Annotated in this window: 21 protein-coding genes and 1 pseudogene; 8 read left to right on the top strand and 14 right to left on the bottom strand. The window is 46.3% G+C overall.

Translation table 11 applies throughout. From position 1 onward, the window contains the following. Positions 1-12 precede the first annotated feature (12 nt). From rpsR to J2S36_RS05605, 6 genes are all read right to left on the bottom strand, one after another. The gene (gene rpsR / locus J2S36_RS05630; protein WP_309956382.1) at positions 13-249 is read right to left on the bottom strand and encodes a 30S ribosomal protein S18; all 237 of its coding nucleotides are present in this window, start codon (positions 247-249) and stop codon (positions 13-15) included. Positions 250-418: 169 nt separating this feature from the next. Next, entirely contained in the window at positions 419-952 is a 534-nt protein-coding gene (locus J2S36_RS05625; protein WP_309956381.1) for a single-stranded DNA-binding protein, read from the bottom strand. A 29-nt stretch (positions 953-981) separates the two neighbouring features. Continuing rightward, positions 982-1,284 carry a 30S ribosomal protein S6 gene (rpsF, locus tag J2S36_RS05620; protein ID WP_309956379.1) on the bottom strand — a complete coding sequence of 101 codons (303 nt, stop codon included), beginning with the start codon at positions 1,282-1,284 and terminating at the stop codon, positions 982-984. A 238-nt stretch (positions 1,285-1,522) separates the two neighbouring features. Next, a complete protein-coding gene (locus J2S36_RS05615; RefSeq protein WP_309956376.1) occupies positions 1,523-3,721 on the bottom strand; it encodes a transglycosylase domain-containing protein in 2,199 nt (732 codons plus the stop codon). Positions 3,722-3,730: 9 nt separating this feature from the next. Next, complete coding sequence (locus tag J2S36_RS05610; RefSeq protein ID WP_309956374.1) at positions 3,731-5,134, bottom strand: AI-2E family transporter; 1,404 nt, start codon at positions 5,132-5,134, stop codon at positions 3,731-3,733. Between the two features lie 71 nt (positions 5,135-5,205). Next, positions 5,206-6,627 (bottom strand): CCA tRNA nucleotidyltransferase, encoded by a 1,422-nt coding sequence (locus J2S36_RS05605; RefSeq protein WP_309957500.1) that lies wholly within the window; start codon positions 6,625-6,627, stop codon positions 5,206-5,208. Positions 6,628-6,766: 139 nt separating this feature from the next. On the opposite strand from J2S36_RS05605, the pseudogene J2S36_RS05600 reads away from it, so the two are divergent. The 4 genes and pseudogenes from J2S36_RS05600 to trxB form a co-directional block, all read left to right on the top strand. Next, positions 6,767-7,291 (top strand): annotated as a pseudogene (locus tag J2S36_RS05600) (NUDIX hydrolase); the annotation flags it as partial. 297 nt (positions 7,292-7,588) lie between these two features. Further along, on the top strand, positions 7,589-10,027 hold the full coding sequence (locus J2S36_RS05595; protein WP_309956372.1) for a DUF6049 family protein: 2,439 nt from the start codon (positions 7,589-7,591) through the stop codon (positions 10,025-10,027). 189 nt (positions 10,028-10,216) lie between these two features. Beyond that, entirely contained in the window at positions 10,217-12,364 is a 2,148-nt protein-coding gene (locus J2S36_RS05590; RefSeq protein ID WP_309956371.1) for a protein kinase family protein, read from the top strand. 94 nt (positions 12,365-12,458) lie between these two features. Then, entirely contained in the window at positions 12,459-13,394 is a 936-nt protein-coding gene (gene trxB, locus J2S36_RS05585; protein ID WP_309956369.1) for a thioredoxin-disulfide reductase, read from the top strand. Between the two features lie 69 nt (positions 13,395-13,463). Here the strand turns inward: trxB and J2S36_RS05580 are convergent, their stop codons facing one another. From J2S36_RS05580 to rpmH, 8 genes are all read right to left on the bottom strand, one after another. Beyond that, the gene (locus J2S36_RS05580; protein ID WP_309956367.1) at positions 13,464-14,660 is read right to left on the bottom strand and encodes a ParB/RepB/Spo0J family partition protein; all 1,197 of its coding nucleotides are present in this window, start codon (positions 14,658-14,660) and stop codon (positions 13,464-13,466) included. Positions 14,661-14,715: 55 nt separating this feature from the next. After that, positions 14,716-15,669 (bottom strand): ParA family protein, encoded by a 954-nt coding sequence (locus J2S36_RS05575; protein ID WP_309956365.1) that lies wholly within the window; start codon positions 15,667-15,669, stop codon positions 14,716-14,718. Between the two features lie 363 nt (positions 15,670-16,032). Then, positions 16,033-16,671 carry a 16S rRNA (guanine(527)-N(7))-methyltransferase RsmG gene (gene rsmG / locus J2S36_RS05570; protein WP_309956364.1) on the bottom strand — a complete coding sequence of 213 codons (639 nt, stop codon included), beginning with the start codon at positions 16,669-16,671 and terminating at the stop codon, positions 16,033-16,035. An 88-nt stretch (positions 16,672-16,759) separates the two neighbouring features. After that, on the bottom strand, positions 16,760-17,407 hold the full coding sequence (locus J2S36_RS05565) for a Jag family protein (RefSeq protein WP_309956361.1): 648 nt from the start codon (positions 17,405-17,407) through the stop codon (positions 16,760-16,762). Positions 17,408-17,738: 331 nt separating this feature from the next. Then, positions 17,739-18,938 carry a membrane protein insertase YidC gene (gene yidC, locus J2S36_RS05560; protein ID WP_309956359.1) on the bottom strand — a complete coding sequence of 400 codons (1,200 nt, stop codon included), beginning with the start codon at positions 18,936-18,938 and terminating at the stop codon, positions 17,739-17,741. 151 nt (positions 18,939-19,089) lie between these two features. Next, the gene (gene yidD / locus J2S36_RS05555; protein WP_309957498.1) at positions 19,090-19,347 is read right to left on the bottom strand and encodes a membrane protein insertion efficiency factor YidD; all 258 of its coding nucleotides are present in this window, start codon (positions 19,345-19,347) and stop codon (positions 19,090-19,092) included. Between the two features lie 52 nt (positions 19,348-19,399). Further along, complete coding sequence (gene rnpA / locus J2S36_RS05550; protein ID WP_309956357.1) at positions 19,400-19,780, bottom strand: ribonuclease P protein component; 381 nt, start codon at positions 19,778-19,780, stop codon at positions 19,400-19,402. A 16-nt stretch (positions 19,781-19,796) separates the two neighbouring features. Further along, a complete protein-coding gene (gene rpmH / locus J2S36_RS05545) occupies positions 19,797-19,937 on the bottom strand; it encodes a 50S ribosomal protein L34 (RefSeq protein WP_309956354.1) in 141 nt (46 codons plus the stop codon). A gap of 453 nt (positions 19,938-20,390) precedes the next feature. On the opposite strand from rpmH, the gene dnaA reads away from it, so the two are divergent. From dnaA to J2S36_RS05525, 4 genes are all read left to right on the top strand, one after another. Beyond that, a complete protein-coding gene (dnaA, locus tag J2S36_RS05540) occupies positions 20,391-22,127 on the top strand; it encodes a chromosomal replication initiator protein DnaA (protein ID WP_309956352.1) in 1,737 nt (578 codons plus the stop codon). A gap of 377 nt (positions 22,128-22,504) precedes the next feature. Next, the gene (gene dnaN / locus J2S36_RS05535) at positions 22,505-23,638 is read left to right on the top strand and encodes a DNA polymerase III subunit beta (protein ID WP_309956350.1); all 1,134 of its coding nucleotides are present in this window, start codon (positions 22,505-22,507) and stop codon (positions 23,636-23,638) included. A gap of 99 nt (positions 23,639-23,737) precedes the next feature. Beyond that, a complete protein-coding gene (gene recF, locus J2S36_RS05530; protein WP_309956348.1) occupies positions 23,738-25,027 on the top strand; it encodes a DNA replication/repair protein RecF in 1,290 nt (429 codons plus the stop codon). Beyond that, positions 25,024-25,683, top strand: coding sequence for a DciA family protein (locus J2S36_RS05525; protein ID WP_309956346.1), 660 nt, complete (start codon positions 25,024-25,026; stop codon positions 25,681-25,683). The genes recF and J2S36_RS05525 overlap by 4 nt, the downstream gene beginning before the upstream one ends. Positions 25,684-25,858: the final 175 nt, after the last annotated feature.

The raw sequence follows: 25,858 nt of genomic DNA, 5'->3' as shown, positions 1-25,858 counted from the left end.
CAATCCTCCTTATCAGCGATTCGAGCTGGTGTAAGGCAGAAGCGCCATTTCGCGTGCATTCTTCACTGCACGTGCAATCTGACGCTGCTCCTGCACGGTTACTCCGGTAACGCGACGGGAACGGATCTTGCCGCGATCGGAAATGAACTTCCGCAGAGTTGCGGTATCTTTGTAGTCGATATTCTCGACCCGGGCCGACTTCAATGGGTTGGCCTTCTTCTTTGGCTTGCGCAATACTGGCTTTGCCATTTTCTTTTCCTCTTTCACACAAACCTTCTGCACTGCTCAACTTGTAAGCGATAGTGAATCACTGCTCCAAGAGTGCACGCAAAAGGCGAAAGTCTTTTCTCTCAACGCTCAATCGTTTAATGTTTCCGCAAGTAAATCTAAATCGAAACTTGCGAAAACTGATCAGCATTTAGAACGGCGGTTCATTATCAAAAGATGATCCTTGTGGATCTTGTGCCCACGGATCGTGATAAGCGCCGCCTGCCGGAGCGTCATAGGAGATTCCGCCAGCGTTCGGCTGGCCACCTCCCTGATTGAATCCACCACGGGAACCTGCACCATAGCCACCAGCATTTCCGCCACTCGTGCGGTTCACGGTAGCTGTGGCATAACGCAAAGATGGCCCAACTTCTTCGACCTGAATTTCAATCGAGGTCCCCTGTGAACCGTCCTGCCGCTGGTACGAACGCACCTGCAATTTACCAGTAACGATTACGCGCATCCCTTTCGTCAACGTCTCTGCCACGTGCTCTGCATACTGTGCCCAAACTGCACACCGCACAAACATTGCTTCACCGTCTTCCCACTCGTTGGTTTGACGGTTTAGCGTGCGCGGAGTGGATGCCACAGTGAAGTTCGCAACGGCACGCCCGGAGCTAATGTACTTCAGCTCTGGATCGCTGGTGAGATTCCCGACGATGGTGATACTTGGTTCGCCTGCCATCTTGCTTCGCTTCCCTTCAGTTTCTTCGATTAGTCCTCTACCGGAGCTGGCTCAAAACGCAGCAGCTTAGTGCGAAGCACTGCTTCATTCAAACCAAGCACACGATCGAGTTCCTGAGCGGTAGCTGGTGTAGCGGTCATGTATACCACTACGTACACGCCTTCAGACTTCTTCTTGATTTCATAGGCCAGACGGCGCTTGCCCATAATATCGACCTGATCTAGCGTGCCACCTTCATTTGGGACGACGGCAAGCAGCTTGTCGAGGAAAGATTGGAGATTACGTTCATCTACTTCTGGATCGAGAATGATCATCATCTCGTACTGACGCATATTTACCCACCTCCTTTGGTCTCTAGCGGCCATGGTATTTCCATGGCAGGAGGGTTATGCATCGGATGTTTTTCTGTAAAGTTATTTTCATCTTTGCCAGAAAAAGCACCACGCCGTTTGATTCTACCTGAAAACTCTGCACTTTTGCGTGCGGATTTCGCCACATCTTGCCAATGCTTTACTGCAAGGCACAATCGAAGCTAAAACAAGTGCAAGATCCGCCGGGTGCCGAAATAAATTATTCACCTTCCGAAACACCAGCGCCAGGATCTGGCTCACCAGCAACACCTGGCTGCCCACCGTCTGCTGGTGGCTGTGGTGCAGGAGCATTACCAGTAGTACCTTCTTGCCCAGATTGCGTTCCACTATTTCCTGCAGGCGCTTCTACTCCTGGCTGCTCCCCGCGCGGTTGCTCAACTTGCTCCTCAGCCGGTTTTTCCGTTTCGGAAGGCTTCGGCGCAACTGGTGGCGGTGATTGTAGTGCAAGTAATTTCGCTGGATCTGGGAATTTCAAACGCTCCGCGTTCAGCAACGCCGGCTTCGTATAATCCCACCAAATTTCTAAGGGGAAAGTCACGCCGTATACCGTCCGTACCCCGCCAAATGGGGTAAGTTTTTCTTCTGCACCGTTTTCTCCGCTTTGGAACATATTCACAGCCGTCACCATTTGCGGCGTATAGCCGATAAACCACCCCGAAACCGGACCAGAAGATGTGCCAGATTTTCCTGCATATTCGCGCCCTTTTGGCACGCCGATCCGCTTTGCGACGGCCGATCCGGAAGATACCACTGAACGGAATGCGTGCGTGGCAAGAGTCGCAGTATCTTGCTTGATCACTTGCTTTCCAGAGGTATTTCCCGTATAAATATTTGCCCCACTCGAATTTTCCACCGTCCGCACAGTATGCGCCTGGTGTAATTTTCCGCCAGCAGCCACTACACCATATGCCTGCGCCATTTGTTTTGCCGTCACTGACGTGGATCCAAGGACATTTCCGATATTTGCATCCAAACCCGGCGCATCTTGCGGGATCCCCATTTTCACGGCAGTCTCAGCAGTGGTACTCGCCCCGATTTCCAAGTTGAGATTAATATATGGAGTATTCGCCGATGTCCGCGTCATCCCCACCAAATCGAGCGCACCATAATTAATCAAAGAGTCATTAGAAAACTCAAGATCTGTACCAGGCACACGCATCGTTCCCGGTGCAGGGAATTTCTGATGCATCGGCACATCTTTTTCAATCGCACCTACGAGCGTGAAAATCTTAAAAGTCGAGCCTGCCTGCGCCCGCGATTGCGTAGCGTCATTTTGCTGTTGCACCAGATAATCTTTCCCACCGTAAAGCGCATAAACCTCACCATTTTGGGGATTCATCGAATATGCACCCACCCGATTATTTGCCGGGCGGTCTTGTGGCAGCGCATTTACAGCCTGCACCAACAGATCTTGCTTTTCCTTATTAAAAGTACTCACAATTTTATATCCGCCGTTAGCTACCTGATCCTCCGTAAAGCCAGCCTGATTCAGCAACTCAGCTTTCACCGTCTGCAGTAAATACCCATTCGTGCCAGCAAGCGTATTCGCAGTTTTTTGTTTGATCGTATCTGGGAATATAGCCAATGCCTGATCACGCTCTGCGGGCTTGATCCATTCATCTTCTGCCATTAATTTCAAGACCCGCGTATATCGCTGCCGCGCTTTTTCAGGATTGACGGCAGGATCCCAGGCACTCGGTGCTGGAATCACCGCGGTAAGCAATGCGGCCTGCTCCAACGTTAAATCTTTCGCTGGCACACCGAAATACGCTTGTGCTGCAGCCTCAATCCCATACGCTCCGCGACCAAAATAAATCGTATTCAAATAGTTTGCGAGAATTTCTTCTTTACTTTGCGACTGGTCAATTTTCAATGCCAAGATCGCTTCGCGCGCTTTCCCGAAAAGCGAAGTTGTAGTCCCTAAATAATATCGTTCAGCATACTGCTGGGTCAGCGTGGAACCCCCTTGCCTGGAACCGCCAGTAAGATTATTCCACAATGCGCGAATGATTCCCTTCGGAGAAATCCCGTTATTTTGATAGAAAGAACGATCTTCCGAAGCAACAACGGCATTCTTCATCACCGCAGGGATCTGCTCAGCTGGAATCACCGAGCGATTCACATCCGAAAGTGTACCAAGTTCAGTTTTTCCGTCATCATAATAGACGGTAGTGGTTTGCGCGATCGCAAAATCTGCTGGCTCCGGCACGGTAGTGCTCACATAAAGCCCGAAAAACATCCCGATCCCCAGCGCGAAAAGCAGCATGAACGAACCTACAACCACGCGCCAACTTGGCAACCAACGCCGCACCCGTCCCTTCCCGGCACGCGGATAATCAATTTTTCGCTTTTTTGGCCGCGTCGGCTGTTTTCTGTTTTGCCTGGCTGCTTTCGTCATTACAGATCCTTATTTCTTTTTCGCAGATTTTACGATACGTTGCACTTTGGCATACTTATTTGCCTTTGCTTTGTACTGATTCTTTGCCGTGCGCTTAATCTTTCGCGTCAAACCGTGCAATGGCCGTCCTTGCCTGTGGAAAAGCGGCAAATTCTGCACTCTCGTACCCGCAGCTCCTGGTACCGTTGCTGCAATTTCTTCTTCCATCGGCGCATGTTCAACGTCATACCAGCCAGCAGCTTCTCTTTTCCGCGTATCCTTCTCAGATACAAAGTAGACGTCTAGCCACCGTGTGCGGGGATCTGAATCAATCAACAACGCCTTCATGAAGAGGGTTAACGGAACAGCAAGGATCGAACCAAGCAGCCCCACAATCACCGTCCAAATAATTAAGGAAATAAAAGTGACAGACGGCGAAAGCCCCACCACATCACCAGTAAACTTCGGCTGAATAAAAGATTGGAACACGACATTAATGACGGTATAGAGCACCGCAACCCAAATCATCGCCTGCCATCCCTGATCAAGCAATGCCATCAGCATTGGCGGTAGCACGCCAATCACAAAACCGATATTCGGAATATAGTTCGTAATAAAAGCCCACATCCCCCAGGTCCAGGCCAGCGGAATTCCAATAAATTGCAGGGCGAATACGTCAATTATCGCCACGATCAAACCAAATATCGTGGAAATGATCCAGTATGCCCGGACTCGCTTTTCAAAACCTGCCAAAGCAATTGCGAGATTTGAATGACTCTTGCGCGCCACCCGCGAACGCACTTCAAGCCGGACAGTATCAAGAGTGATAAAGAAAAGTGAAATTACAACGACAGCGATCAACCCGCCAATCGAAGAGAGCGAATCAACCAGACTCCAGGCCCAGGAAATCAGCGAGTTATAGTTCAGATCATTTAAGAAATTTGAAAAATCTTTGGTCTTGATCCCAAATTGACTTGCAAAATTAATCGCTTGATCAATAGTTTCCTGAAATCTTCCCGAATAATTCAGGAGTGTTTCAGGCACAGGCGTAAGCGCCCATACCGTCACCGAAACTATCCCGATAAACACCACTATCAGCGTTACGAAAGTGGCAAGCATCGCGATCCAGCCAGGCACTCCGCGTTTGATCAGCGCGCGCCCAATTGGGCGGAATGCCAATACGAGCGTAAGTGCAAGAAAAATTGGCGTAAAAACACTCTCAATATAGTGAAATCCAGCAAGAGAAATCGTCAGCAATGAGAAAATCGCAAGCACCATCAAGCCCGTAGGCGCCCGCCCGTCAAGATGCTCATCATTTTCGGTACCAACCACGCGCGGAGCGCTCTCAGCTGCTTTCGCGGCAAGTAACTTACTTGCATCCTGAGAATTTCCACTAATTTCCTGAAGTGTAGGATTTTCGCTCGATTCCGCCATTTTCACTCCTCTCGAACTGCTCTAATTTTCGCACATTTTGCAGCAAATCCGTTGATCCTTCGCACCAATGTTTAAGTTTCACGCTCTGCCCACCACTGTTGCAGCCGCCTTGCAGCCTCCTGCTTTCCCAGTGGTCCTTCTTCCAGTCGTAAATCTAATAAGTATTGACGGGCAATTCCAACCTCTCGCCCCGGCCGCAAACCCAGCAACTCCATGATTTCTCCGCCGTCAAGATCAGGACGGATAGCTGCGATTTCTTCCTGCGCTTGCAGCATTTTCACGCGTGCTTCCAAATCATCCATACTTGCTTGTAAGATCCGCGCCCGCCGCTTATTGCGGGTCGTGCAATCCGCGCGGGTGAGCCGATTCAGGCGCGAAAGCAATGGTCCAGCATCTGTCACATATCGCCGCACTGCGCTATCTGTCCAAACCTGCTCACCATAGCCATGAAAACGTAAATGCATTTCGACAAGCCGGCTCACATCCTTCGTGGTTTGCTTATCAAAACGTAGTGCATTCATTCGTTTTTTCGTGATCCGTGCCCCTACCACATCATGAGCATGGAAAGAGACGGTACCGTTTGGCTCAAAGCGACGCGTAGCAGGCTTGCCGATATCATGCATTAGCGCGGCAAAACGGAGCACGAAATCCGGTTTCGGGACTTCACCGTCAGCATCTGTTTCTAAATCAATTGCCTGATCCAACACGGTAAGAGTGTGTTCGTATACATCCTTATGACGGCCGTGCTCATCAACCGTTTCCCGCAGTGCGGCAAATTCAGGAAGCACATATCCCATTACATCCGTCGCTACAAGCAACTCGATCCCCCGGCGCGGATACGGCGAAATTATCAGCCGCTTCAACTCTGCTTGGATCCGCTCTACCGAAACGATCTTGAGGCGCTCTGCCTCACTTACCATTGCTGCCATCACCCGCTCAGAGACGTCAAAACCAAGCTGTGCCGCAAATCTTGCTGCGCGCATGATCCGCAACGGATCATCAGCAAAAGACTGCGTCGCAGGCGCAGGAGTTTCCAGTACGCCAGCCACAAGATCAGCGAGTCCTCCGCATGGATCAACTAATTCAAGTTGCGGCAAACGCACAGCCATCGCGTTGACGGTGAAATCACGGCGAGTTAAATCACCCGCCAGATCCTTTCCATAATTCACTTCTGGTTTACGCGAATCAGGCTCATAATGTTCATCTCGATATGTGGTAATTTCCACCACTAAGCCGTCACGTGCACCACCGATCGTGCCGAACGCTTTCCCAATATCCCAGACACTTCCACCCCAAGAATCAAGCAATTCTTGGGTCTTTTCCGGATGCGCGGAAGTGGTGAAATCAAAGTCATGGATCGGCATCCCGAGAAAAGCATCACGAACTGGGCCCCCAACCAATGCCAATTCTTCGCCAGAACGTGCGAAAATAGAAGCTAGTTCAAGAATTGCTTGTGGAAGCGAGCTGAGGGTTTGGTGCCCCTGAGCAAGCATCCGAGCGCGCTGGTTGCGGCTAGCGTCTCCGTCAGTGCTAGGAGAAAGTGTAAATAGATCAGAATTCGTCACCCTCTAAGAGTGCCACGTTTCGGATCATGAAGCACTTCTTCAAGCCGAAATCACTACCAGACTTACAATGCAAGAAAGACCAAAACCTTTTCGCGGCAGGAGCGGTGGTCCACATTATGTGAAACGCGCCGCTAGCGCACGTACTTATTATCGGCGCAGTAACCTGCCGATTTCTAACGAGACTTCTGCCGGTGGCGTAGTCGTGCAGGTGCAAGATGGTCAAGCCTATGTAGCTGTAATTGCACGCAGAAATCGTGGGGGCAGGCTTGAATGGTGCCTGCCGAAAGGGCACCTGGAAGGGCAAGAGACGGCAGAACAAGCCGCTGTGCGTGAAGTGCGTGAAGAGACGGGGATTCATGGGCGAGTATTACGCCATCTCGCTTCGATCGATTACTGGTTTTCCGGAGATACCACGCGGATTCATAAAGTTGTGCACCACTTTTTACTGGAAGCATTAAGCGGTGAGCTGACGGTCGAAAACGATCCCGATCATGAGGCGGAAAATGTTTCCTGGGTGCGGATAGATTTAGTCAGCAGGCAATTAGCCTATGCTAACGAGCGCCGCATCGTAAATATCGCCCACGAGATTTTACAACCAGGTGTTACCCAGCCGTCTCCGCACACACCTTTGCAAACTCCGCAGAAGCGGAGAATTTATCCGGGATATCGGCAGCGCCGGAATGATCCCAATCCAGACTATAATTCAGGTAGATGACGGCAAGATGGTCATTCCCGGGCAGTGTAGCTGCCACTTCGGCATTACTCGATTGCCTTGCCGGAAGATAAACCACAAGTATAATTGCAAGATTTGATTTTCAGTAAGGAGCAAGCTACGAGCATTCAACGCAGAGATCATGCCGCCAACAAGCAGCAGAAAATTCGCTCCTGCTTGGCTTTTTTGAGTGCGCTTTTTACGGGAATCGCAGTACTTTTTGGGCAATTTTTTGCACTTCCAGCGGCGGGTGCAGCTACTTCTGCTGCTCCTGCCAAGCAAACTGCGCCCACCAGCCAAAACGCACATCTGGAAGTTGCGCCCGGTGAAATTACTGGAGAAATATCTCATTTTGCTGCACCTTGGTTGGCTCCAGCTGCGGATCTCAGATTCACTTTCGAGATTGCAAACGGCACGAAAGAACCCTTGCCAATTTCCCAGATTGCCGTCAATGCACAAAATACCGTCGCCAATTCGCAATATTTGCTTTATTACTGGATGCGCGGCGATATTGCTGCTCACCCACTATCTACCTATCCGGTAAAAATGACGGTTCCAGCTGGCGAAACTAAGCGTATTGAGGTGCGCATACCTGCTGCTGAAATTTCCTGGTCACGCAACGAATTTGGGTGGGGTCCGCGCGGAATTGAGGCGTGCGCGATCCCGGAATTTGCCGCTCGCGATCACGCAGCGAAAGATCTGAAATCCATCTGCGACCGCTCTGTGACGGTGGTTACAGCTGAAAAAAGTGTTACGCCAATGCCGGTAGCCATCTCGTATCCTGTGATTCTTAGCCCTGCACAGCTTTCCCAAAAAACTTCTCCGGCTGATTTACTCAGCACAAAGTTTCCTGCTCCGTCACAGCATCTGCGCGAAGCAGATGCGCCAGATCCCGATCAGCAATCAACTGCTGTTGCGAATGCGGGATCCACGGTGGCAGGTAGTGATTCCACACCGCAAAATCAAGATGCGCCCCCTGCTGAAGATCTCAAGAGTGAATCGAAACAACCTTCCGGAGCTGCTAAAGATTCCGATCAGCAGCTTTCGCCTCCGCAAGATGCGGCAGATCCAACGCGTTCTGCGCAAGCAGATTTAGAAATATTACGCGCGTATCTGCCACGGGAAATTTCAGAAAGTTTACAAAAAACCATTAGTAGTCTCGATTTCCCTGGGGTGACGGCTTTTCTTGATTCTGCTTTGCTCGCAAATAAGCAAGTGCAAAAATTCTTGCAGCATACACAACATTTACAACAGCTCTTCCTGCCGTATGCTGACGCTGATCTAGCCGCACTTTTTCTTGCAAACCAACCAGATTTAGCTCATGATGCATTGGCTTTCCGCCTGCAATCATTGCAGCAATCTCAAGCTCAGAGTAGTGCTGGAAAAAGAGCAGACGTTCGGCAAATTGCACTTTTGCAAGATTTGCCGAGCGCTACCCTGCTCAGGATGCTTGCGCAGGAGAATGTGTACACGGCAATTGTGTCCGGAGCGCAACGTGAAATTGCGGGCGAATTTTTCTACACGCAAGAAGCTACCCGGAAGATTTCGCTTCCCGGAGCGAAGGAGCATGCCGATAAAAAAGCTACCGAGTTCACGCTGCTCTTCAGCCACGATCAGATTTCTCATGCACTATCTGGCCGTCTCACCACCTATCAAGATACCGCTGGGATCGAGTTGGATCGCAGCGATCGGGAACCACTTGCGGTGGCACTTTCTGCCGTCTACTTCAATGAAGCTCCAAACCTGTCACGTCCACTTCTGATTCAGATTCCGCGCCAACTCGCAAACTCGGTGGCAGCAGACGGAAAACAAGAAAAATTAGCTGAAATATTAAAGTCACTCACCGCAGCACCGTGGCTTAGCGCCACCTCTGTATCTGGAATAATCAAGCAGGATCCGCCAATACGTGATCTTCCTTGGCGGGATCCTGTTCAAGCGGCTCCTGAAAAGGATTCAAAGCCTGCCGCTCAGCCGCTGATTTCTGCGCAGGAAATAGCACATCTTTCAGATGCCGCAGCGCGTTTCGTCAGCGATACGAAAATTTTTCCAGCAACGCCTGAATTTACCGATTTAGCAAAAGCGTCCGCGCTCACTGCACTGGCTACTTCTTGGCGGGAAAATCCGCGTGCGCGTGCAAAATATTTGCAAGAGCTATTCAATCCGGCACTTTTTTCGCAGAATTTGAGTTTTGAGCCGAGCTCCCCCATCAATATGATTTCGGAAAGTTCTTCTTTACCAGTAAAAGTACGTAATAATTTTAATTTTCCAGCGCAAGTACAAATTGATTTAGTTTCGCCTGATTTGCGGTTGAAAAGCAATCAGACGGTTCGCGTGCAATTACAGCCGAAACAAGTGCAGAGTGTCGGGATCCCGCTGACGGCTCGCGGGTCTGGCAATATTAAGGTAAAACTGAAAATTCTCGATTCTGCCGGTATGGAAATTGGCACTCCGAGCATCCTTCCGATGCGGATCCGTGCAAATTGGGAAAGTACCGGCACGATGATCCTTGGCGGATTTTTTGCGCTCATTTTAATTTACGGTATTTACCGTTCGGTACGTGGCGGACGGCGTGGCAAACCGATGAGCCAGGCTGAGATTGAATCAGCAGTTCAATAAATATTGGATATTTGCGTTGCCGCCGATTTCTTTTGAATTTGCACAAATAGTATTACTTGCTTCACGGTCTTGTCTTTACGCATTGACCGACTACTAGCAGGTAGACTTGATCTGAAGTATAACCATGAAGCATGGGCAATCATTTAGCTTGTGCTTCTTTCCCGAGCACGATTACATGGTGATTGAATTTTGGAAGACTCTGTTGCAAAAACTCTCATTGCAGATCGTTACGAACTCGTAAAACTCACTGCGCATCAGTATCACGCCCCGCAAACTGCCAGCTGGGTTGCCGATGATCAGGTGCTTTCACGGAAGCTGCGCGCAATTGTAATTGATGCAGATCATCCATTTTGCGCAGGAGCTGTTGATGGCGCTCGGCGCGCTTCACTATTTCGCGATTCACAATCCGTAGCGATTATCAGCGTGGAAGAAACACCGTCAAGCACAGTGATTTTTACCGAATTTCCGCTTGGGAAAAATCTTTCGACTGCGCTTCGTGCCGCCCCGAAATCTCCTGATCAGAAATCGTTGCTCCCATCAGATTTTGTACACGCCATGATTGGTCAGGTAGCACGGATAATTGCAAACGCGCGGCATTTTGGTTTGCGCTGTCTCCATCTCAATGCAGCAAATATTTATCTTACTGATGCAAATCAAGTAATCCTTGACGGTTTAGGAGTGCTTGCGCCGCTGCACGGAGCCGTCCTGGATCTTTCAAGCGAGCAGCTGGATCGAGCGGAAGCACGTGGTCTTGTGGTGTTCCTTGCTGCCCTGCTTTTGGGTGAAGATTTCCCACAAGATCCATCCGAGCATGATGCACGCGTCCACGAAGCTTTTGCGATGGCTACCGGAAGCAATCTGCCGCAGCAAATCATTGACGTTTTCCGCAATGAAATCAATGGTAATGGTCCACAATCCGCCGGTGATTTCATGCGGTTACTTGCACCTTGGAATAATGCAGCGATTTCGCAATTTCTTTCCACACTCAATATTGCGAGTGCGTTTGCAGATGATCTTTCTGCCAATATTGAAAATCCATTGGCGTCAGATGAATTTTTGGAGGAGGTTGCAGCAGAAAACGCGAATTTGGCGATCACTCCGAATTGGCCAAAAGTTTCTGCTGCCAGCACTGATCCTGCAAGCACTGCTGCCAACAGCTTGAGCGCAACTGAAAATATCGCAGATCTGCCGCTTGCCGAAGTGGTAAATGATGATGCGGATTCAGTTAATTCACTTGCTGCGGATCTAGTAAGCGCCGATACTGCTCATTCCAGTGTGGAAACATCGCAAATAGTAGCCTCCGCTGATGCTTCTCCGTCCGATTTGGTGCAAGAAATTTTATCCGTTCCAGCTGTTGATGATCCATTGGCTGGCAATGAAGATTCAGCGGATCCTGAAAATGCGTCTTCCCCGAATACTGTTGCAGATTCGCTTCATGATCCTGCGGGTGATGAATCAAGCTCAAATACGATTGAGATCGCTTCCGAAACTGTAGCTGAGATTGAAGTAACAGCTAAAACAGCGATTACGGGCGAAACTTTCAGCGATACAGCTAATCCAAGCATTGTTTCGCGAGAATTGGATGACTCTTTCCAAGAGGTGGCGGCTAAGACGCAATCCATGCAGGCAAAAGAAGTGCTCTCGCAGCAACCTCCTGCGCAAAATTCACGCTTAAATTCTGCTACTTTAGTGTTGCTCTTTTTCCTTGGAGTTATTACATTTGCACTACTTTTTGGATTCTGGCGTGTACTTCAGCCGCTTGATGCCGAGGATGCTGATCCGGGAACTGTGCAAAGCACAACAGAAGATAATCCAAAAAATAATGACGAAAAAGCTGAGAAACAAGCAGCGGCTGCTGCCCCTGCAGTAGCTGTGCCAGCCGTCATCGAATCGCTTGAACTGGTTTCTTCAGATACTTCCCTCTTGGCTGAAAATAATTCAGCTGCTGCTTCGCTGAAACAAGGTTTGCAGAATCTTGCAGACGATAATCCAGAAACTGCTTGGAGCACTTGGTGGTTCCGTACTCCGGCGGTCTACGAGCAGGGTAAATTGGGAGTTGTAATTACATTGAAAGAAGAAACGACTCTCAATGAAGTATTAATTAACACTCGTTCTAACGGTGGTCTAATTCAATGGCGCAAACTCGATGCTGCTCATCCTGTTGACGCAAATATTCTTGCGAAAGCTGAAAAGATCGCTGAGGCCGAATTTTCAGCTACCCTTTCACTAAAGGCAACGCAGCCGATGAAAACGAAAAAGTTCCTGCTCTGGATCGATCAAATCCCAAGTACCGGGAATGAAAACAGAGCTGAAATCGTTAATATAACACTGAAATAATTCTAATTCAGCACCTCTGCGTGCACTATTGCGAAATGAAAACTTTACGGAAAGTTTCACTCTGCAATTTGATAATCAAAGAATGAGAGGAAATATGTCTGAAATTCGTGATGTAATCATTGTCGGATCTGGTCCAGCTGGTTGGACTGCCGCTATTTACACTGCACGCGCAGGGCTCAAACCGCTTGTACTCGCAGGCGCATTAGATGCCGGTGGTGCTTTAATGACAACTACTGAAGTGGAGAATTTTCCTGGTTGGCCTGATGGAATTCTCGGGCCAGAGCTGATGGAAAAAATGCAGGCACAGGCAGAGAAATTTGGTGCCAGTGTGGAATATGAAGATGCTGTTGAGCTATCTTTAACTGGCGATATTAAAACTATCAAAACTGAAGATCAGGAGTATAAAGCAAAAGCTGTAATCCTTGCGCTCGGTTCGGCATATAAGAAACTCGGAGTAACCGGTGAAGCCAAATATTCTGGAAAAGGTGTTTCCTATTGCGCTACATGTGATGGTTTCTTCTTCCGAAATCAAGAGATCGCCGTTATTGGCGGCGGTGATTCTGCCGTTACGGAAGCTTTGTTCCTTGCCCGATTCGGTTCTACTGTGCATCTGATTCACCGTCGTGATCAATTACGCGCATCGAAAGTGCTGGCTGACCGTCTGCTCACAATGGACAATATAAAGATACATTGGAATTCCCAAGTTGTGGAAGCAAAAGGCGACGGATCTGGCAAACTCAACTCCCTTGTTCTACGCGATACTGTCACTGGTGCAGAACGCGATTTAGCTGCGCATGGAATGTTTGTTGCAATCGGTCATGAGCCTCGTTCTAAAGTGGTTTCACAGGAAATTGAATGTGACGAAAGTGGCTATATTAAAGTTGCTTCTCCGTCCACAGCTACGAATCTTCCTGGCGTATTTGCGTGTGGCGACGTAGTAGACCATCATTATCGGCAAGCAATCACAGCTGCTGGATCTGGCTGCGCTGCCGCGATTGATGCCCAAGAATATCTCACTGATCGCGCTTGATCCTTTCAGAACATATTTTCTTTTATAAATAAATTTTTGGGGCGTTTCACGTGAAACGCCCCAAAAATTTTATATTGGTTTTTCATTGATTGCGGCAAGGATTCGATTTAGATCTTCGGTTGATGCGAAATCAATTGTAATTTTTCCTTTTCGCAGACCGAGCGAAACCTTCACACGCGTTTCAAATCTTTCTCCAAGGCGTGTAGCAAGTTCAGATAATTCCGGCGCCTGCGTATAACTTCGGTTTTGCCGACTCGGTTTCATTTCAATATTTTCGCCAAGGGCAACAATTTCTTCCGTTGCTCGCACAGAAAGTCCTTCTGCAACAATTCGTTGCGCAATTCGCTCCATTGCAGCTGCATCCGGTAAAGCTAAAAGGGCTCTTGCATGCCCTGCTGATAGCACACCTGATGCGACCCGCCGTTGCACTAATGCCGGTAATTTAAGTAATCGCAAAGTGTTTGAAATTTGTGGTCTTGATCTTGCGATACGGCGAGATAGCTCTTCTTGTGTGCATTGGAAATCTTCCAATAGTTGTTGATATGCTGCTGCTTCTTCAAGTGCATTAAGTTGCGCACGATGAAGATTTTCCAATAGTGCATCACGTAATAGATCTTCGTCTTCAGTGCGTCGAACAATTGCTGGAACAGTGTCTTTACCTGCTAATTGAGATGCACGCCAGCGGCGTTCACCCATAATTAGTTCGTACCGGGCACTTGGATTATCTTTGATTTTTTCATTTAGTGGGCGTACAACGATTGGTTGTAATACGCCCACTTCTTTGATCGAAGCAGCTAATTCATCTAAATCTTCTTCGTCAAAAATCTGCCGCGGCTGCTTTGTATTTGGCACTATTTCAAAAACTGGAATTTCTCCAAATGTAACACCCGGTACTGGTACTAATTCATTTTCATCATTTACAGTGTCTTGCGCTTTACTACGCTCATAAACTTTCGCTTTTTTCTGTGCGTGATTAGAAATCGCGTTTCCTGAATCAGCAGTTTCATTTATTTTCTGAGTTGTTACAGATCGCTGTTCTTTAACTCTATTTTTGCTCGACTTTTGCTTTCGCTCTTTTTTGTTCTGATTATTAATCGGCTGATCCGCAATAAACGACGCTGCTATATCGGTGCGCTCAGCTTCGCTATTCGATTTTAGATTCGGTTTTGTAAAAAATACATCAATTGGACTATTTTTAGACTCTCGCTGGCTTTCAGGAATCAGCGCGCCAATCCCCCGCCCTAATCCTCGTCTTCTTTCAGCCATTTCCACTCCTTAAATTCTTTTAATCAAAATTATGATGTTTCACGTGAAACATCGATTATTCAGCTCGTTCAGCTATTTCTTTGGCCGCAGCCAAATACGCGATCGCTCCGGTAGATCGTGGATCGTATGTAATAATCGATTGCCCGAAACTAGGTGCCTCAGAAATTCGTACTGAGCGCGGAATTTCAAATGAGAGTGTTTCATTCGGAAAGTATTCACGCACCTCTGCCGCAACATCTTGTGCTAAATTTGTACGCTTATCATACATTGTGAGCAAAATCGTGCTGACAACTAGATTTGGTTGGAGATTCGCTCGAACGTTTTCAATCGTCTTCAATAATTGCGTTAAACCTTCAAGCGCATAGTACTCTGTTTGAATTGGAATCAATATTTCATTCGCCGCAACAAGCGCATTGAGTGTAAGCATCCCTAATGACGGCGGACAATCAATGATTATGTAATCTGGAACCGCTTCCGTTTCACGTGAAACATCGAGATATTGAGTAATAGCATCTCGGAGACGATATTCGCGTGCTTCACCTTGCACTAACTCGATCTCTACTGAAGAGAGATCGATTGTCGAAGGTACTACTGCTAAATTTTCTAAATTTGGAGAAACTGTAAGTACATCAAAAATCGATAAGGATCGATTGATCACTTCATATACTGATTGCGTACCAACTGAATGTACTACGCCAAGCGCGGTAGAAGCATTACCTTGTGGATCTGCATCTATCAACACTACTTTTAACCCGTATTTTGCAAGTGCTGCTGCGATATTAACAGCCGAAGTAGTTTTACCCACACCGCCTTTTTGGTTAGCTACAGTAATTATTCTGGTTTTTTGCGGCTTTTTGAATGGGGTGCTCTCAATTTTCCGCAGTAACTGTAAATCCAGTGCAAGCTCAGCGCCAAGCGGAGAGTCAAATAATTCATCCTCGCTCGCTGTTTTTACAGCTGATGCGGTATCAGAATCAGTACCAGTTACTTCTTTCGTTGGCTCTGTCATTGATTCTCCTTACTTCGTTTTCCAAATATACTCAGATTTTGTCCACAATGGGAATAGATCATTTTCGTAGTCCTTGTTTTTATCCCATCTAAAAACAATTCCTGAATGTATAAATTTTGAGATATTCTCCTGCTCATGCAACACGATATATTCGATATGTATTTTGTGTTTTTGAATCAGGATCTTCAATTAGTTCTCAAATCTCGTGTTAACTAGAATCGGGTAAACTTCCAAATCTATGATGTTTCACTTGAAACATTCACATATTCAAATTCAACAAAATATTATTTATTTTTTGTTTCACGTGAAACACGATATTAAAGTTCAAAACTTTTCAAAGTTAATGCAAAAATCTCGTTATCGCTACTTCTTTTTCACTTCGAGTACACGCGTTCCTTCATCAGTACCCCAAACATCAACATCGTAAATATCAGCCCAAGCGGCAGAATACTTTTTCAGTTGCTTTTTAGCTTCGTCTATCTCAGCCTCAGCTCGGATCCCTTTCAAAGCTAAAAGGGATCCATTCTCTGAAACGAGTGGTAATGTCCATGGAATTAATTTTTTCAGAGCAGCCACGGCTCGTGCAGTTACGAACTTAGTCGAATGTTTTCCGACCAATTCTTCTGCTCTTGCACGAATCACCTGTACATTCAGAATTTTTAATTCATCTTTAACATACTTCAGCCAGTCCGCGCGACGTTCCATGGTTTCAATAAGATACACATTAATATCAGGACGAATTGCAGCAATCACCATCCCAGGAAACCCTGCACCAGAACCAACATCTGATAATTCAGATCCGTGAGGTAAAAACTCCAGCAATGCAGTGGAATTTAAGATGTGCCGGCTCCATAATTTATCCATTTCACGTGGACCAACCAAACCGCGGAGTTGCCCTTCCGATTCTAGTAATTGCGCAAAGCCAAGCAATTTCTGCCAGGCTTCTTCGCCAAATCTCTCAATACCGCCCGCTGGCGGAGATTGAGTTGAAAAATTATTCATCTAAAAATAACCACCATCTATTCACGATACAAGAAATATTACCTACTAAAAGTGGTAAGTAAAGACTAAATAATTAGCAATAGAAAACTTATTCTTCTGCTTCCTCGCCGAAATCAGCTGCTACTTCATAATCATCAATTTCGTCAGCGCTAATCCCAGATTCGAGTGAATCTGCAGATTCTACTGAATTAATCTCATCTTCATCTTCGTAAGCAAATTCTTCAACAGTTGGCTCTTCGAGATAAATTACTACATGCCGCGATGAACCAAAACCTGAAGAATCTGAGTAGAGCCCTGCAGCAGCTACAACATCATGCACTACTTTCCGCTCAAAGGGATTCATTGGACGTAAAGCCACAGGCTCTTCAGTCTCTTCAACTTCTGCTACTGCTTCTCGTGCAATATCCTGAATCTTTGCACGCTGATTCTCCCGATATCCGAGCAAATCTAACATCAAGCGGGAACGTTCATTGGTTTGTTCTTGTACAGCCAAACGAGTCAATTCTTGTAGCGCATCAAGAGTTTCGCCATGCCGACCAATAAGCCGCTTTAATCTCCGATCTCCACCATCTTCAGCAACAATTGCGATATTTGCGCGTTCACCTTGTATTGAGATTTCTAAATCTCCATCGAGATCTGCAATATCAAGCAACTCTTCGAGATAATCTGCGGCAAGCTCACCTTCTTCATCAAGACGTGCGCGCAAATCTTTTACTTCAAATTCTTCTTCATTCATGATTGATCCTCAAATTCTCTTGCCGATTGGCTGGTGTTAATTAAATATAAAAGTCTGCTTTTTACAGTTTACAGTGGAAAAGCGAATCGAGCGAAGCAAGACGCCGAAAACTCCACCACATTCCGCACAGAAAGAATCACTAGAAAACTAACTTTTAGTAGTGGCAAAGGTGAATCGGAAAGCGTGCTTATTCCAAATAATTATCAGTGTGAGGTGCGTCGTTTTTACAACCGTTCTACTTCACATCGATAAGGAGAGCACAATATAAATTTTGGTGGTCTTCCGAGCAAAAGAAAGACCACCAAAATTTCATTTACTTTTTCACAGCGTTTTAGAAGTTACGATGTCGCTTCGACTGCGCTTGCTTCTTTTGCCTTGCCTGCTTCTTAGCTTGAGCTCGCTTCCGCTCAGCTGCACGTCGTTCATATCGCTTCTGTGCTCGCTGTGCATCTGTCAATCCATCAGCGCCAATCTCCGCACCATCGTCATCTGCTTGTGGATTCTCAGCACTCTCCTGCAAACTTTCGGGAAGTGGTCGGCCAAATGCATCAATCTTGCCAGAAGCTTTCTTAGAACGTGACTTTCCTAGCGGCTGCTGACGTTGCCCAGTTTGCAATTCCCCGTTAAACGAACCACTACGTGAATCTTCTTCAGGAGGCAATCCTTTAGCGATTCGCTTCTTTCGATCACGTTCAAGCTTCGCTTTGTAAGCTGCTGAGCCCGGAGCTGGATGACGATAAATCATCCAAGTCTGTTGTCCAATATTCCAGAAATTACCCGTCACCCAGTAAACCAATACGCCAACCTGGAAAGTAGTACCAGTAAATACATAAATCAGCGGCATTCCGTAAAGCATGTATTTTTGCGTCTTATACATTGGGTTACTCGGATCGAGTGCACTCTCCGGTAAATTCTTCGTCATAATTTGCTTTTGTGTGAAGAATAGCGTCACAATCAAGAGCAAAATCATGACCACTGCAACAATATAAACTGCCTTTGGTTGTTCATAAAGATGGGCACTACCAATTGAGCTTGAAAGTGGAGCACCGAATACGGTAGAGGTCGAAATTTCTTTCGCGATATGCTGATCAATTGGTCCAATTGATTTCGCAAGCCCATATTTTCCAGTAGAAATTGGTTCAAGTGCCCGAAGCAATTGGAAGAGCGAGAAAAAAATCGGCATCTGAATCACCACTGGCAGACATGAAGCAAATGGAGAAGTACCGTACTCACGATACAATGCCATCGTTTCTTCTTGCATCCGCCGTTGTGAAATTGGATCCTTGCGCCCTTTATATTTCTTTTTAATCTTTTGCATTTCGGGCTGCAGCTGCTGCCCCATCCGCGTTGACTTCATCTGCTTGTTAAAAAGCGGAATCATCAGGGCACGTACTACAACCGTCATTCCGACGATTGAAAGTACCCAGCCAATACCGGCGCCATCAGGCAATCCGAAAAGAGTCAAAAGTTTATGTACGCCCGTCATAATCCAGGCAATAACCCACATAATCGGGAGAAGGATAGTATCCACAGATCTTCTTTCCGTCGTAGCGCATCCTGCACAAGCACAGGGAGTGCCATATTTCTTTATTTTTCTAGTGCATAGTCTAACGAGAAACTCATATTTTTAGCACGTTCATTTTTGTTCTGCAGCAAATTATCGCTGCCAGCCGAGTAGAGAATTATTCTTCTGCTGCTCGCTCACGCATCAATTCGGTATAGCCAAGCGGTTTTTCCGGCCATTTCCCATGCCGTGGGACGCGATCCACTCCCCCTTTACTCCAAGGATTACAGCGTAATAAGCGCCACGAAGCCAAGAGCATCCCTTTCAATAAACCATGAATTTTCAAGGACTCAATCGTATAAGCTGAACACGTCGGATAATATTTGCATCGCCGCGGAAAATTTACAGAAATCTTTCGTTGATAAAGTCTGATCATAGCGATGAACGGGCTTACCAAAATTTTCCTGATATCGTTCATCTCGAAGTTTCTAGGACTCACTGAATGAACTTTCTTTTTCTAAAAAATCCCCAAATTTTAACCGCCGGAGATTTTTTTCCAGCGCCAGTGAAAGTTCAGCAGATGACGCGTCAGCCGCAGGGCGAAAGGCACGGATCACAATTTCGCTTGCACCCAATACAGGCAATTTTTTCCGCACGATTTCACGCAACCGCCGGGTAACTTTGTGCCGTGTAACAGAATTCCCCACTGCTTTACCTACGACGAAGCCGACCTTCGCGAGGTCGGCTTGTGTCTTTGCTTCACGAGATATCGCATACACCGCTAAAAGTGCGTTACTGCTCTTCTTGCCCTTGCGAAATACTTGTTGAAACTCGCTTGCTTTGCGCATCCGATTTGCTGCAGGCAGCATAATCAGCAATAAACCTTTAAGCAGAAATCTTTTCGCGACCCTTGCGGCGACGTGCTGCGAGGACTGCGCGACCTGCACGGGTGCTCATGCGCTTGCGGAAGCCGTGTACCTTTGCACGACGGCGATTATTTGGTTGAAAAGTACGCTTGGTGGTCATTGATGACTCCAAAATAGTCGAAAACGAAAACACAACATTTACATATTGCGGTGTGCCTTCTTAACACACTAGACCTTAGCACTTTACGTTGTTTTTCCTTGACGGGTCAATACTTTACACACCTGCGTGAGCGATATCTCAGAGCAAAAAAATTCCGAATTTCACTTTCTCGATTCATCCACATCTGTTGATAAATTTTGTGAATACATTTTTCTAAATAATTTAGCCAAAACAACAATGAAATTACACAAGTGTAATTTCCACAGGTGTGAATATTGCTGTGGATAAACTTATGCATTTCCACAATTTCTGTTTTATCATTATGAAGCAATGTGATATGTACTCAAATTTTCTGAAATCGTACTATTTCTCGTTCGCGCGAAATATGCGAAATAAAAGTAAAAAAGTAAATATTTTTATGCTCATTTTCTTTATGATTGGACGAAACTACACATGCACGGAAATTCATTTGCCGTCGATACTTGGAAAGCAGCCACTGAATTGCTGCGCGCTGAAGGTAAACTATCCGATTCGCAAATTGCCTTCGTTCGCCTTGCACAGCCACTGGCACTCAGTGAGGATCTCTTTCTCCTCGGTGCTGGTTCCGAATTTGTGAAAAACTGGCTGCTGGAACACGTTTCCGCAGTAATGACAACGCAACTATCAGAAATTCTGGGTCGTCCAATCAAACTGCAGATTTCTGTTGATTCGGCATTTAGCGAGCAACAAAATCACGATGCAAACCATCATGAAAATAATACAGACAGATATGAAAATGCTGGTGGAAAAACAAATATGCCAGTTCAAAGTACATATCCAGATACTAAAAATTACACTGCTGAAGATCTCGATTCACACTTCACTGCCCAAACCATTACCCCAAACAATATCTATGCCGAAGATTCACACTTTTCTCGCACGAATACTTCCGCAAATTCATTTTTTGACGCCCCCGATTTCACGGAAACAGAAAATTTCCCCACTCCTGAAGCACTAAATTCTTATGACGAGCCTCCTTACCGCGAAACACCAATAACTACAGAAGCTGAAATTCGTTTTACAAACTCACGTGAACCCAATTTTGCACCAGAATTTCCTGCCTTGACGCTCCCACAAATGCCGTCAATAACTACACTCCAAGCGCAAGCACGGCTCAATCCGCGCTACATTTTCGACAATTTCGTGATTGGCGAGTCAAATCGTTTTGCACACGCCACTGCCTTAGCCGTTTCTGAGGCACCCGGCTCTACATACAACCCACTATTCTTATATTCTGATTCCGGAATGGGAAAAACTCACCTGCTCCATGCGATTGGGAATTACACCGTCAGCCTTTATCCGAATAAAAAAGTGCTTTATATTTCCTCAGAAGAATTCACAAATGCATTTATTAATGCACTTCGTGATAACAAGATTTATTCCTTCAAAGATCAATTCCGGAATGTGGATGTACTTTTGATCGACGATATCCAATTCATTTCAAACCGTGATTCGACGATCGAGGAATTTTTTCACACCTTTAATGCGCTCTCGAATGCAAATAAGCAGATTGTGATTACCTCTGACGTAGCACCAAAATTCTTACAAGGATTTGAAGAACGCATGATTTCACGCTTCGCATCGGGAATTACTGCATCTATTGATTTGCCAAATTTGGAAACACGCATTGCGATCCTGGAAAAGAAATCTGCCGCTGAACAGCTGCACGTACCACGCCAGGTGCTAGAATTTATTGCATCAAAAATGACGACGAATGTGCGTGAAATGGAAGGTGCTTTGCGCCGTATCGCGGCTTTCGCTGATCTTTCTAGCCAACCCGTCTCATTAGATATGGCGCAACTGGTACTTAAAGATATGCTCACAGATTCTGATTTAATACAGGTCACGGCAGGAATTATCATGGCGCAAACGGCAAGCTATTTCAATATTTCTTTAGAAGATCTGAAATCGCCAGTGCGCACGCGCTCATTTACGATGCCACGCCATATTGCAATGTATTTGTGCCGTGAAATGACAGATTATTCCCTACCAAAAATCGCTGAACTCTTTGATCGTCGTGATCACACCACCGTGCTCAACGCACTGCGGAAAGTAGAAAAGCAGATGACGGAAAAACAAACTATCTTTAATCAGGTTACAGAGCTCACTACGCGGATCCGTAATGCAGCAAAAGAGCAAGCACAAAGTTAATTCAAATGCCAGCACTAATGAATATTCAAAGGCTGATTGCGGTGAATAAAAGCGAATAAAAGTTGTTTTCCACAACGCCAGCGAATAAGTTGTCAAAAATTGTGATTCAGATGTTGAATGAAAACCCAAAAGCTGTGGAGAAAAACTATTTGAAAATGGCTCATCCACAACCGTGAAGAATTCATCCAAATTCTTATCAACCAAAAATTCACAGTCGAAAATGGCTTTCTGAAAACGAAAAAGCTACTTTTCCACAGAATCCACAAGCCCTATTACTATTACTAAATAAATAATTACAAATTTGAGAATTTGCCAACGAGTGTCTATTCCGGAAATTCTCGCGTAAAATCGAATCAGATTTGAGAAAGAGGTACGTCGTGAAGATTCAGGTAATGCGTGATGTTTTCACAGAAGCTGTATCTTGGGTAGCCAAGACGATTCCAAGCCGTCCAGCAATGCCAGTACTTGCTGGTTTGAAATTGCGTGCTTCGCAGGAAGGTACGATTTCGCTTATTTCCCGAGATTCAGATATCACCTCACATGTCGATATTGAAGCTGCGGTCGATGAGCCAGGTGAAGTATTAGTAAATGGGCGATTACTCGCTGAAGTGTGTCGGAATCTGCCGAATAAACCAATCAATTTGGAACTTGACGGAACTCAAGTTGAGCTCGAATGTGGTTCGGCTCGCTTCACACTTAAAACGATGTCAATGGATGACTATTCAGAAATTCCACCACTTCCTCCCGTAATTGGCACAGTTGATGGAAATGAGTGGCAAGAAGCAGTTTCGCAAGTCACGGTAGCTGCATCAAATGATGAAACTTTGCCAATGCTTGTATCAGTATGTTTAGAAATTGATGGTGCAGAAATTTCACTTATGGCTACAGACAGGTACCGTCTGGCGTTGCGTGAAATCAACTGGAAGCCAGCAGACGAAAAGATTCAACAACGGATTTTAGTACGTGCTTCCCGGTTACTTGATATTGCAAAATCTTTGGGTACAGTAGGCACAATCGAAATTTCTTTGGATAATTTAGAAAGTCCGTCACTCATCGGCTTCAGTGGCGGTGGCAAACAAAATACCGTGCAGCTAATTGATGGTGAATATCCACAAGTACGCACACTTTTCCCGACTGAAGTTACGGGCTATGCCGTAGTTGATCGGCAGTTGATGGCTGATGCAATCAAACGATCAAAAGTGGTGGTAGAGAAGAATTCTTCGGTGCGTCTTTCATTTACTGAAGGCGAATTGGTGATTGAAGCAGGTCAAGGTGATATGGCGCAAGCTTCTGAAGCTCTTCCAGCTGAATTGAATGGTGAAGATATTTCGCTTGCGTTCAATCCGAACTTCCTCTCTGACGGATTAAGTACAATGAATGCACAAAATTTCCGTTTCTCATACACACAGCCAGCGAAACCAGCTGTTATCAGCCCAGAAAATGATCAGGGTGAAGTGGATGAAAGTTTTAAGATTCTCCTGATGCCAGTGCGCACATTCGGTGGACGGTGAGGCAGCTTCATCAGCTCTGTGCAAACGCCAGATCGTGTGTAGAAAATTAAAGAAAAATCGGAATTTTATTTCGGCAATAGTATTTAGTCGCAGGTAGAAGTGTATATTTCAAATTTAGCCTTGCATGATTTTCGCTCGTACCGCGAAGTTGTATTGCAACTAAATCCTGGAATGAATATTTTTATTGGCGAAAACGGGCAAGGAAAAACGAATCTCGTTGAGGGGATCAACTATCTTGCTACTTTTGAATCACATCGAGTTGGTGCTGATAGTGCTTTAGTGCGGTTGGGTGCAAAAGCCGGAGTAGTGCGTGCAAAAGTTTTGCACGGAGAATCTCCCACAATGCTGGAAGTAGAAATCCTTGCTGGGAAAGCAAATCGTGCCCGGATCAATCGCGGGAAAGCTCGTCCGCGGGATTTGCTTGGAATTGTGAAAACGGTACTTTTTGCGCCGGAAGATTTAGAACTCGTAAAAGGAGATCCTAGTGCACGGCGGAAATTTCTTGATCTTTTGATGATTCAAATTCAGCCGAAAATGGCTGGAATTAAAAGTGAATATGAAAAAGTTTTACGTCAGCGTGCAGCACTTTTGAAAACAGCAATGAAAACGCGCAACCGGGGTGGAATTTTTTACGAAAATGCGCTGGATGTCTGGGATTTGCAGCTTGCTACTTTGGGTGCACAGATAATCGTGGCAAGAACAAAAATCATTTCTAATTTACGCGGATTTGTAAAGAAATATTATGCGGAAGTTTCTGGCGGAAAAGGGGTGGCGCGCATTGATTATGATGCGAGTTTGCAGCGTGCGTTCGGATTTGAGCTGCCAAATGCGGAGTTGATCAACGCTGCTGAAGGGATGCTGGCACGAGAAGAAATCCAAGATCGTGAAACGCAAATGCGTGATCGAGAGCAATGCCAGGAAATGCTGCTTTTGGCACTACAGCAAGTACGTAGCAAAGAAATTGAGCGGGGAGTAAATCTCGTCGGCCCGCATCGGGACGATTTGCGTCTCGTGCTGGGAGCTTTACCTGCGAAAGGATATGCCTCACACGGTGAATCATGGTCATATGCGTTAGCATTGCGCTTGGCCTCGTGGGATTTATTGCGTTCACACGAATCAGATGTGTGGGCAGACGAGAGTGAACCGATTTTGATTCTTGATGATGTATTTGCAGAATTGGATTCACGCAGGCGCACGCGGCTGGCAAAAATAATTGCTCCTGCTGAGCAAGTATTTGTAACGGCAGCTGTAGGTGATGATCTGCCAGCAGAACTTTTCGGCACAAAGTTTTTAGTGGCAGACGGGGAAGTGACTCCATTTGCAGAAGAATCTCCTTTCTTGCAGATAGCTGAGCAGCTATCGGCAGAGTCCGGAGGTGATATCTCATGAGTTTCATCAGTAATGAGGAAGAAATCGATCAATATTCAGAGCAAGATTTTCTGCAAGATAAGATGCAAGCTGAGGAAAGAAATGTAGTTGCTGCAGCAAAAAAGGCTGCTGCTTGGCAGCATGGAGATGCGCTTCCGTTGCAGTTGCTTGCGCGTGCACGGCTGATGGCAGAAATGCATGGCTGGGTGCGTCGGAGAAAAGAAACAAAACAGATCGAGTCGAAAAATGAACCAATTGGCGATCCTGTATTTATCCCACTTCCTGGGCAGGAAGTAGGCTCAGGGGCACGGCCGTCAGTGCGTGATCCAAAATCTTTGGGCTTGATGCTCGGGCATACTCTGCTTGAACGTGGTTGGGGTGCACAACTGGAAGTAGCGAAATTGCATGGGCAATGGACGGTAATTGTTGGAAAAAATGTGGCGGCAAATGCGCAAATTGAAGAATTTGATGCGGCTGGTGTCCTCACTATTCGGGCGCGCACAGTTTCGTGGCAGACGCAGCTGCGTGCACTTGCGGCGCAGTTAGATGCACGGCTGGCACAATTTTTGGGTGAGGGAGTGGTGAAAGAAATCAAAATTCTCGGACCGCATCAGCGTTCTTGGAAGCACGGCAGGCTTTCAGTACCCGGTCGTGGTCCGCGCGATACCTACGATTAAAGAGTTTAATAAAAGTACTGTGCCAGATTTTGGGAAAATGCAAGAATTTAAGAACAGAAAAATCCTTAGCTTTCCGTAAAGGGAAAAGTGTAAATATCTTGCACGGAGAATGTGTATCTTCGATTTATTGTCTATTTCGCGGTACAATTGATTTGATTATCGGTTGTGTAGGCAC

The organism is Arcanobacterium hippocoleae, assembly GCF_031456295.1.
GTDB lineage: Bacteria > Actinomycetota > Actinomycetes > Actinomycetales > Actinomycetaceae > Arcanobacterium_A > Arcanobacterium_A hippocoleae.
This window is presented reverse-complemented; position numbering and strand designations above follow the sequence as displayed.

What these genes read in the sequence shown, in the direction of transcription:
- rsmG (WP_309956364.1), bottom strand. Translation starts at nt 16,671, where the DNA reads ATGAATAATTTTTCAACTCAATCTCCGCCAGCGGGCGGTATTGAGAGA.
- rpsF (WP_309956379.1), bottom strand. Translation starts at nt 1,284, where the DNA reads ATGCGTCAGTACGAGATGATGATCATTCTCGATCCAGAAGTAGATGAA.
- rnpA (WP_309956357.1), bottom strand. Translation starts at nt 19,780, where the DNA reads ATGCTGCCTGCAGCAAATCGGATGCGCAAAGCAAGCGAGTTTCAACAA.
- J2S36_RS05575 (WP_309956365.1), bottom strand. Translation starts at nt 15,669, where the DNA reads ATGACAGAGCCAACGAAAGAAGTAACTGGTACTGATTCTGATACCGCA.
- trxB (WP_309956369.1), top strand. Translation starts at nt 12,459, where the DNA reads ATGTCTGAAATTCGTGATGTAATCATTGTCGGATCTGGTCCAGCTGGT.
- J2S36_RS05605 (WP_309957500.1), bottom strand. Translation starts at nt 6,627, where the DNA reads ATGCTTGCTCAGGGGCACCAAACCCTCAGCTCGCTTCCACAAGCAATT.
- J2S36_RS05565 (WP_309956361.1), bottom strand. Translation starts at nt 17,407, where the DNA reads ATGAATGAAGAAGAATTTGAAGTAAAAGATTTGCGCGCACGTCTTGAT.
- J2S36_RS05625 (WP_309956381.1), bottom strand. Translation starts at nt 952, where the DNA reads ATGGCAGGCGAACCAAGTATCACCATCGTCGGGAATCTCACCAGCGAT.
- rpmH (WP_309956354.1), bottom strand. Translation starts at nt 19,937, where the DNA reads ATGACCACCAAGCGTACTTTTCAACCAAATAATCGCCGTCGTGCAAAG.
- dnaA (WP_309956352.1), top strand. Translation starts at nt 20,391, where the DNA reads ATGCACGGAAATTCATTTGCCGTCGATACTTGGAAAGCAGCCACTGAA.
- J2S36_RS05525 (WP_309956346.1), top strand. Translation starts at nt 25,024, where the DNA reads ATGAGTTTCATCAGTAATGAGGAAGAAATCGATCAATATTCAGAGCAA.
- yidD (WP_309957498.1), bottom strand. Translation starts at nt 19,347, where the DNA reads ATGATCAGACTTTATCAACGAAAGATTTCTGTAAATTTTCCGCGGCGA.
- J2S36_RS05580 (WP_309956367.1), bottom strand. Translation starts at nt 14,660, where the DNA reads ATGGCTGAAAGAAGACGAGGATTAGGGCGGGGGATTGGCGCGCTGATT.
- J2S36_RS05610 (WP_309956374.1), bottom strand. Translation starts at nt 5,134, where the DNA reads ATGGCGGAATCGAGCGAAAATCCTACACTTCAGGAAATTAGTGGAAAT.
- rpsR (WP_309956382.1), bottom strand. Translation starts at nt 249, where the DNA reads ATGGCAAAGCCAGTATTGCGCAAGCCAAAGAAGAAGGCCAACCCATTG.
- J2S36_RS05615 (WP_309956376.1), bottom strand. Translation starts at nt 3,721, where the DNA reads ATGACGAAAGCAGCCAGGCAAAACAGAAAACAGCCGACGCGGCCAAAA.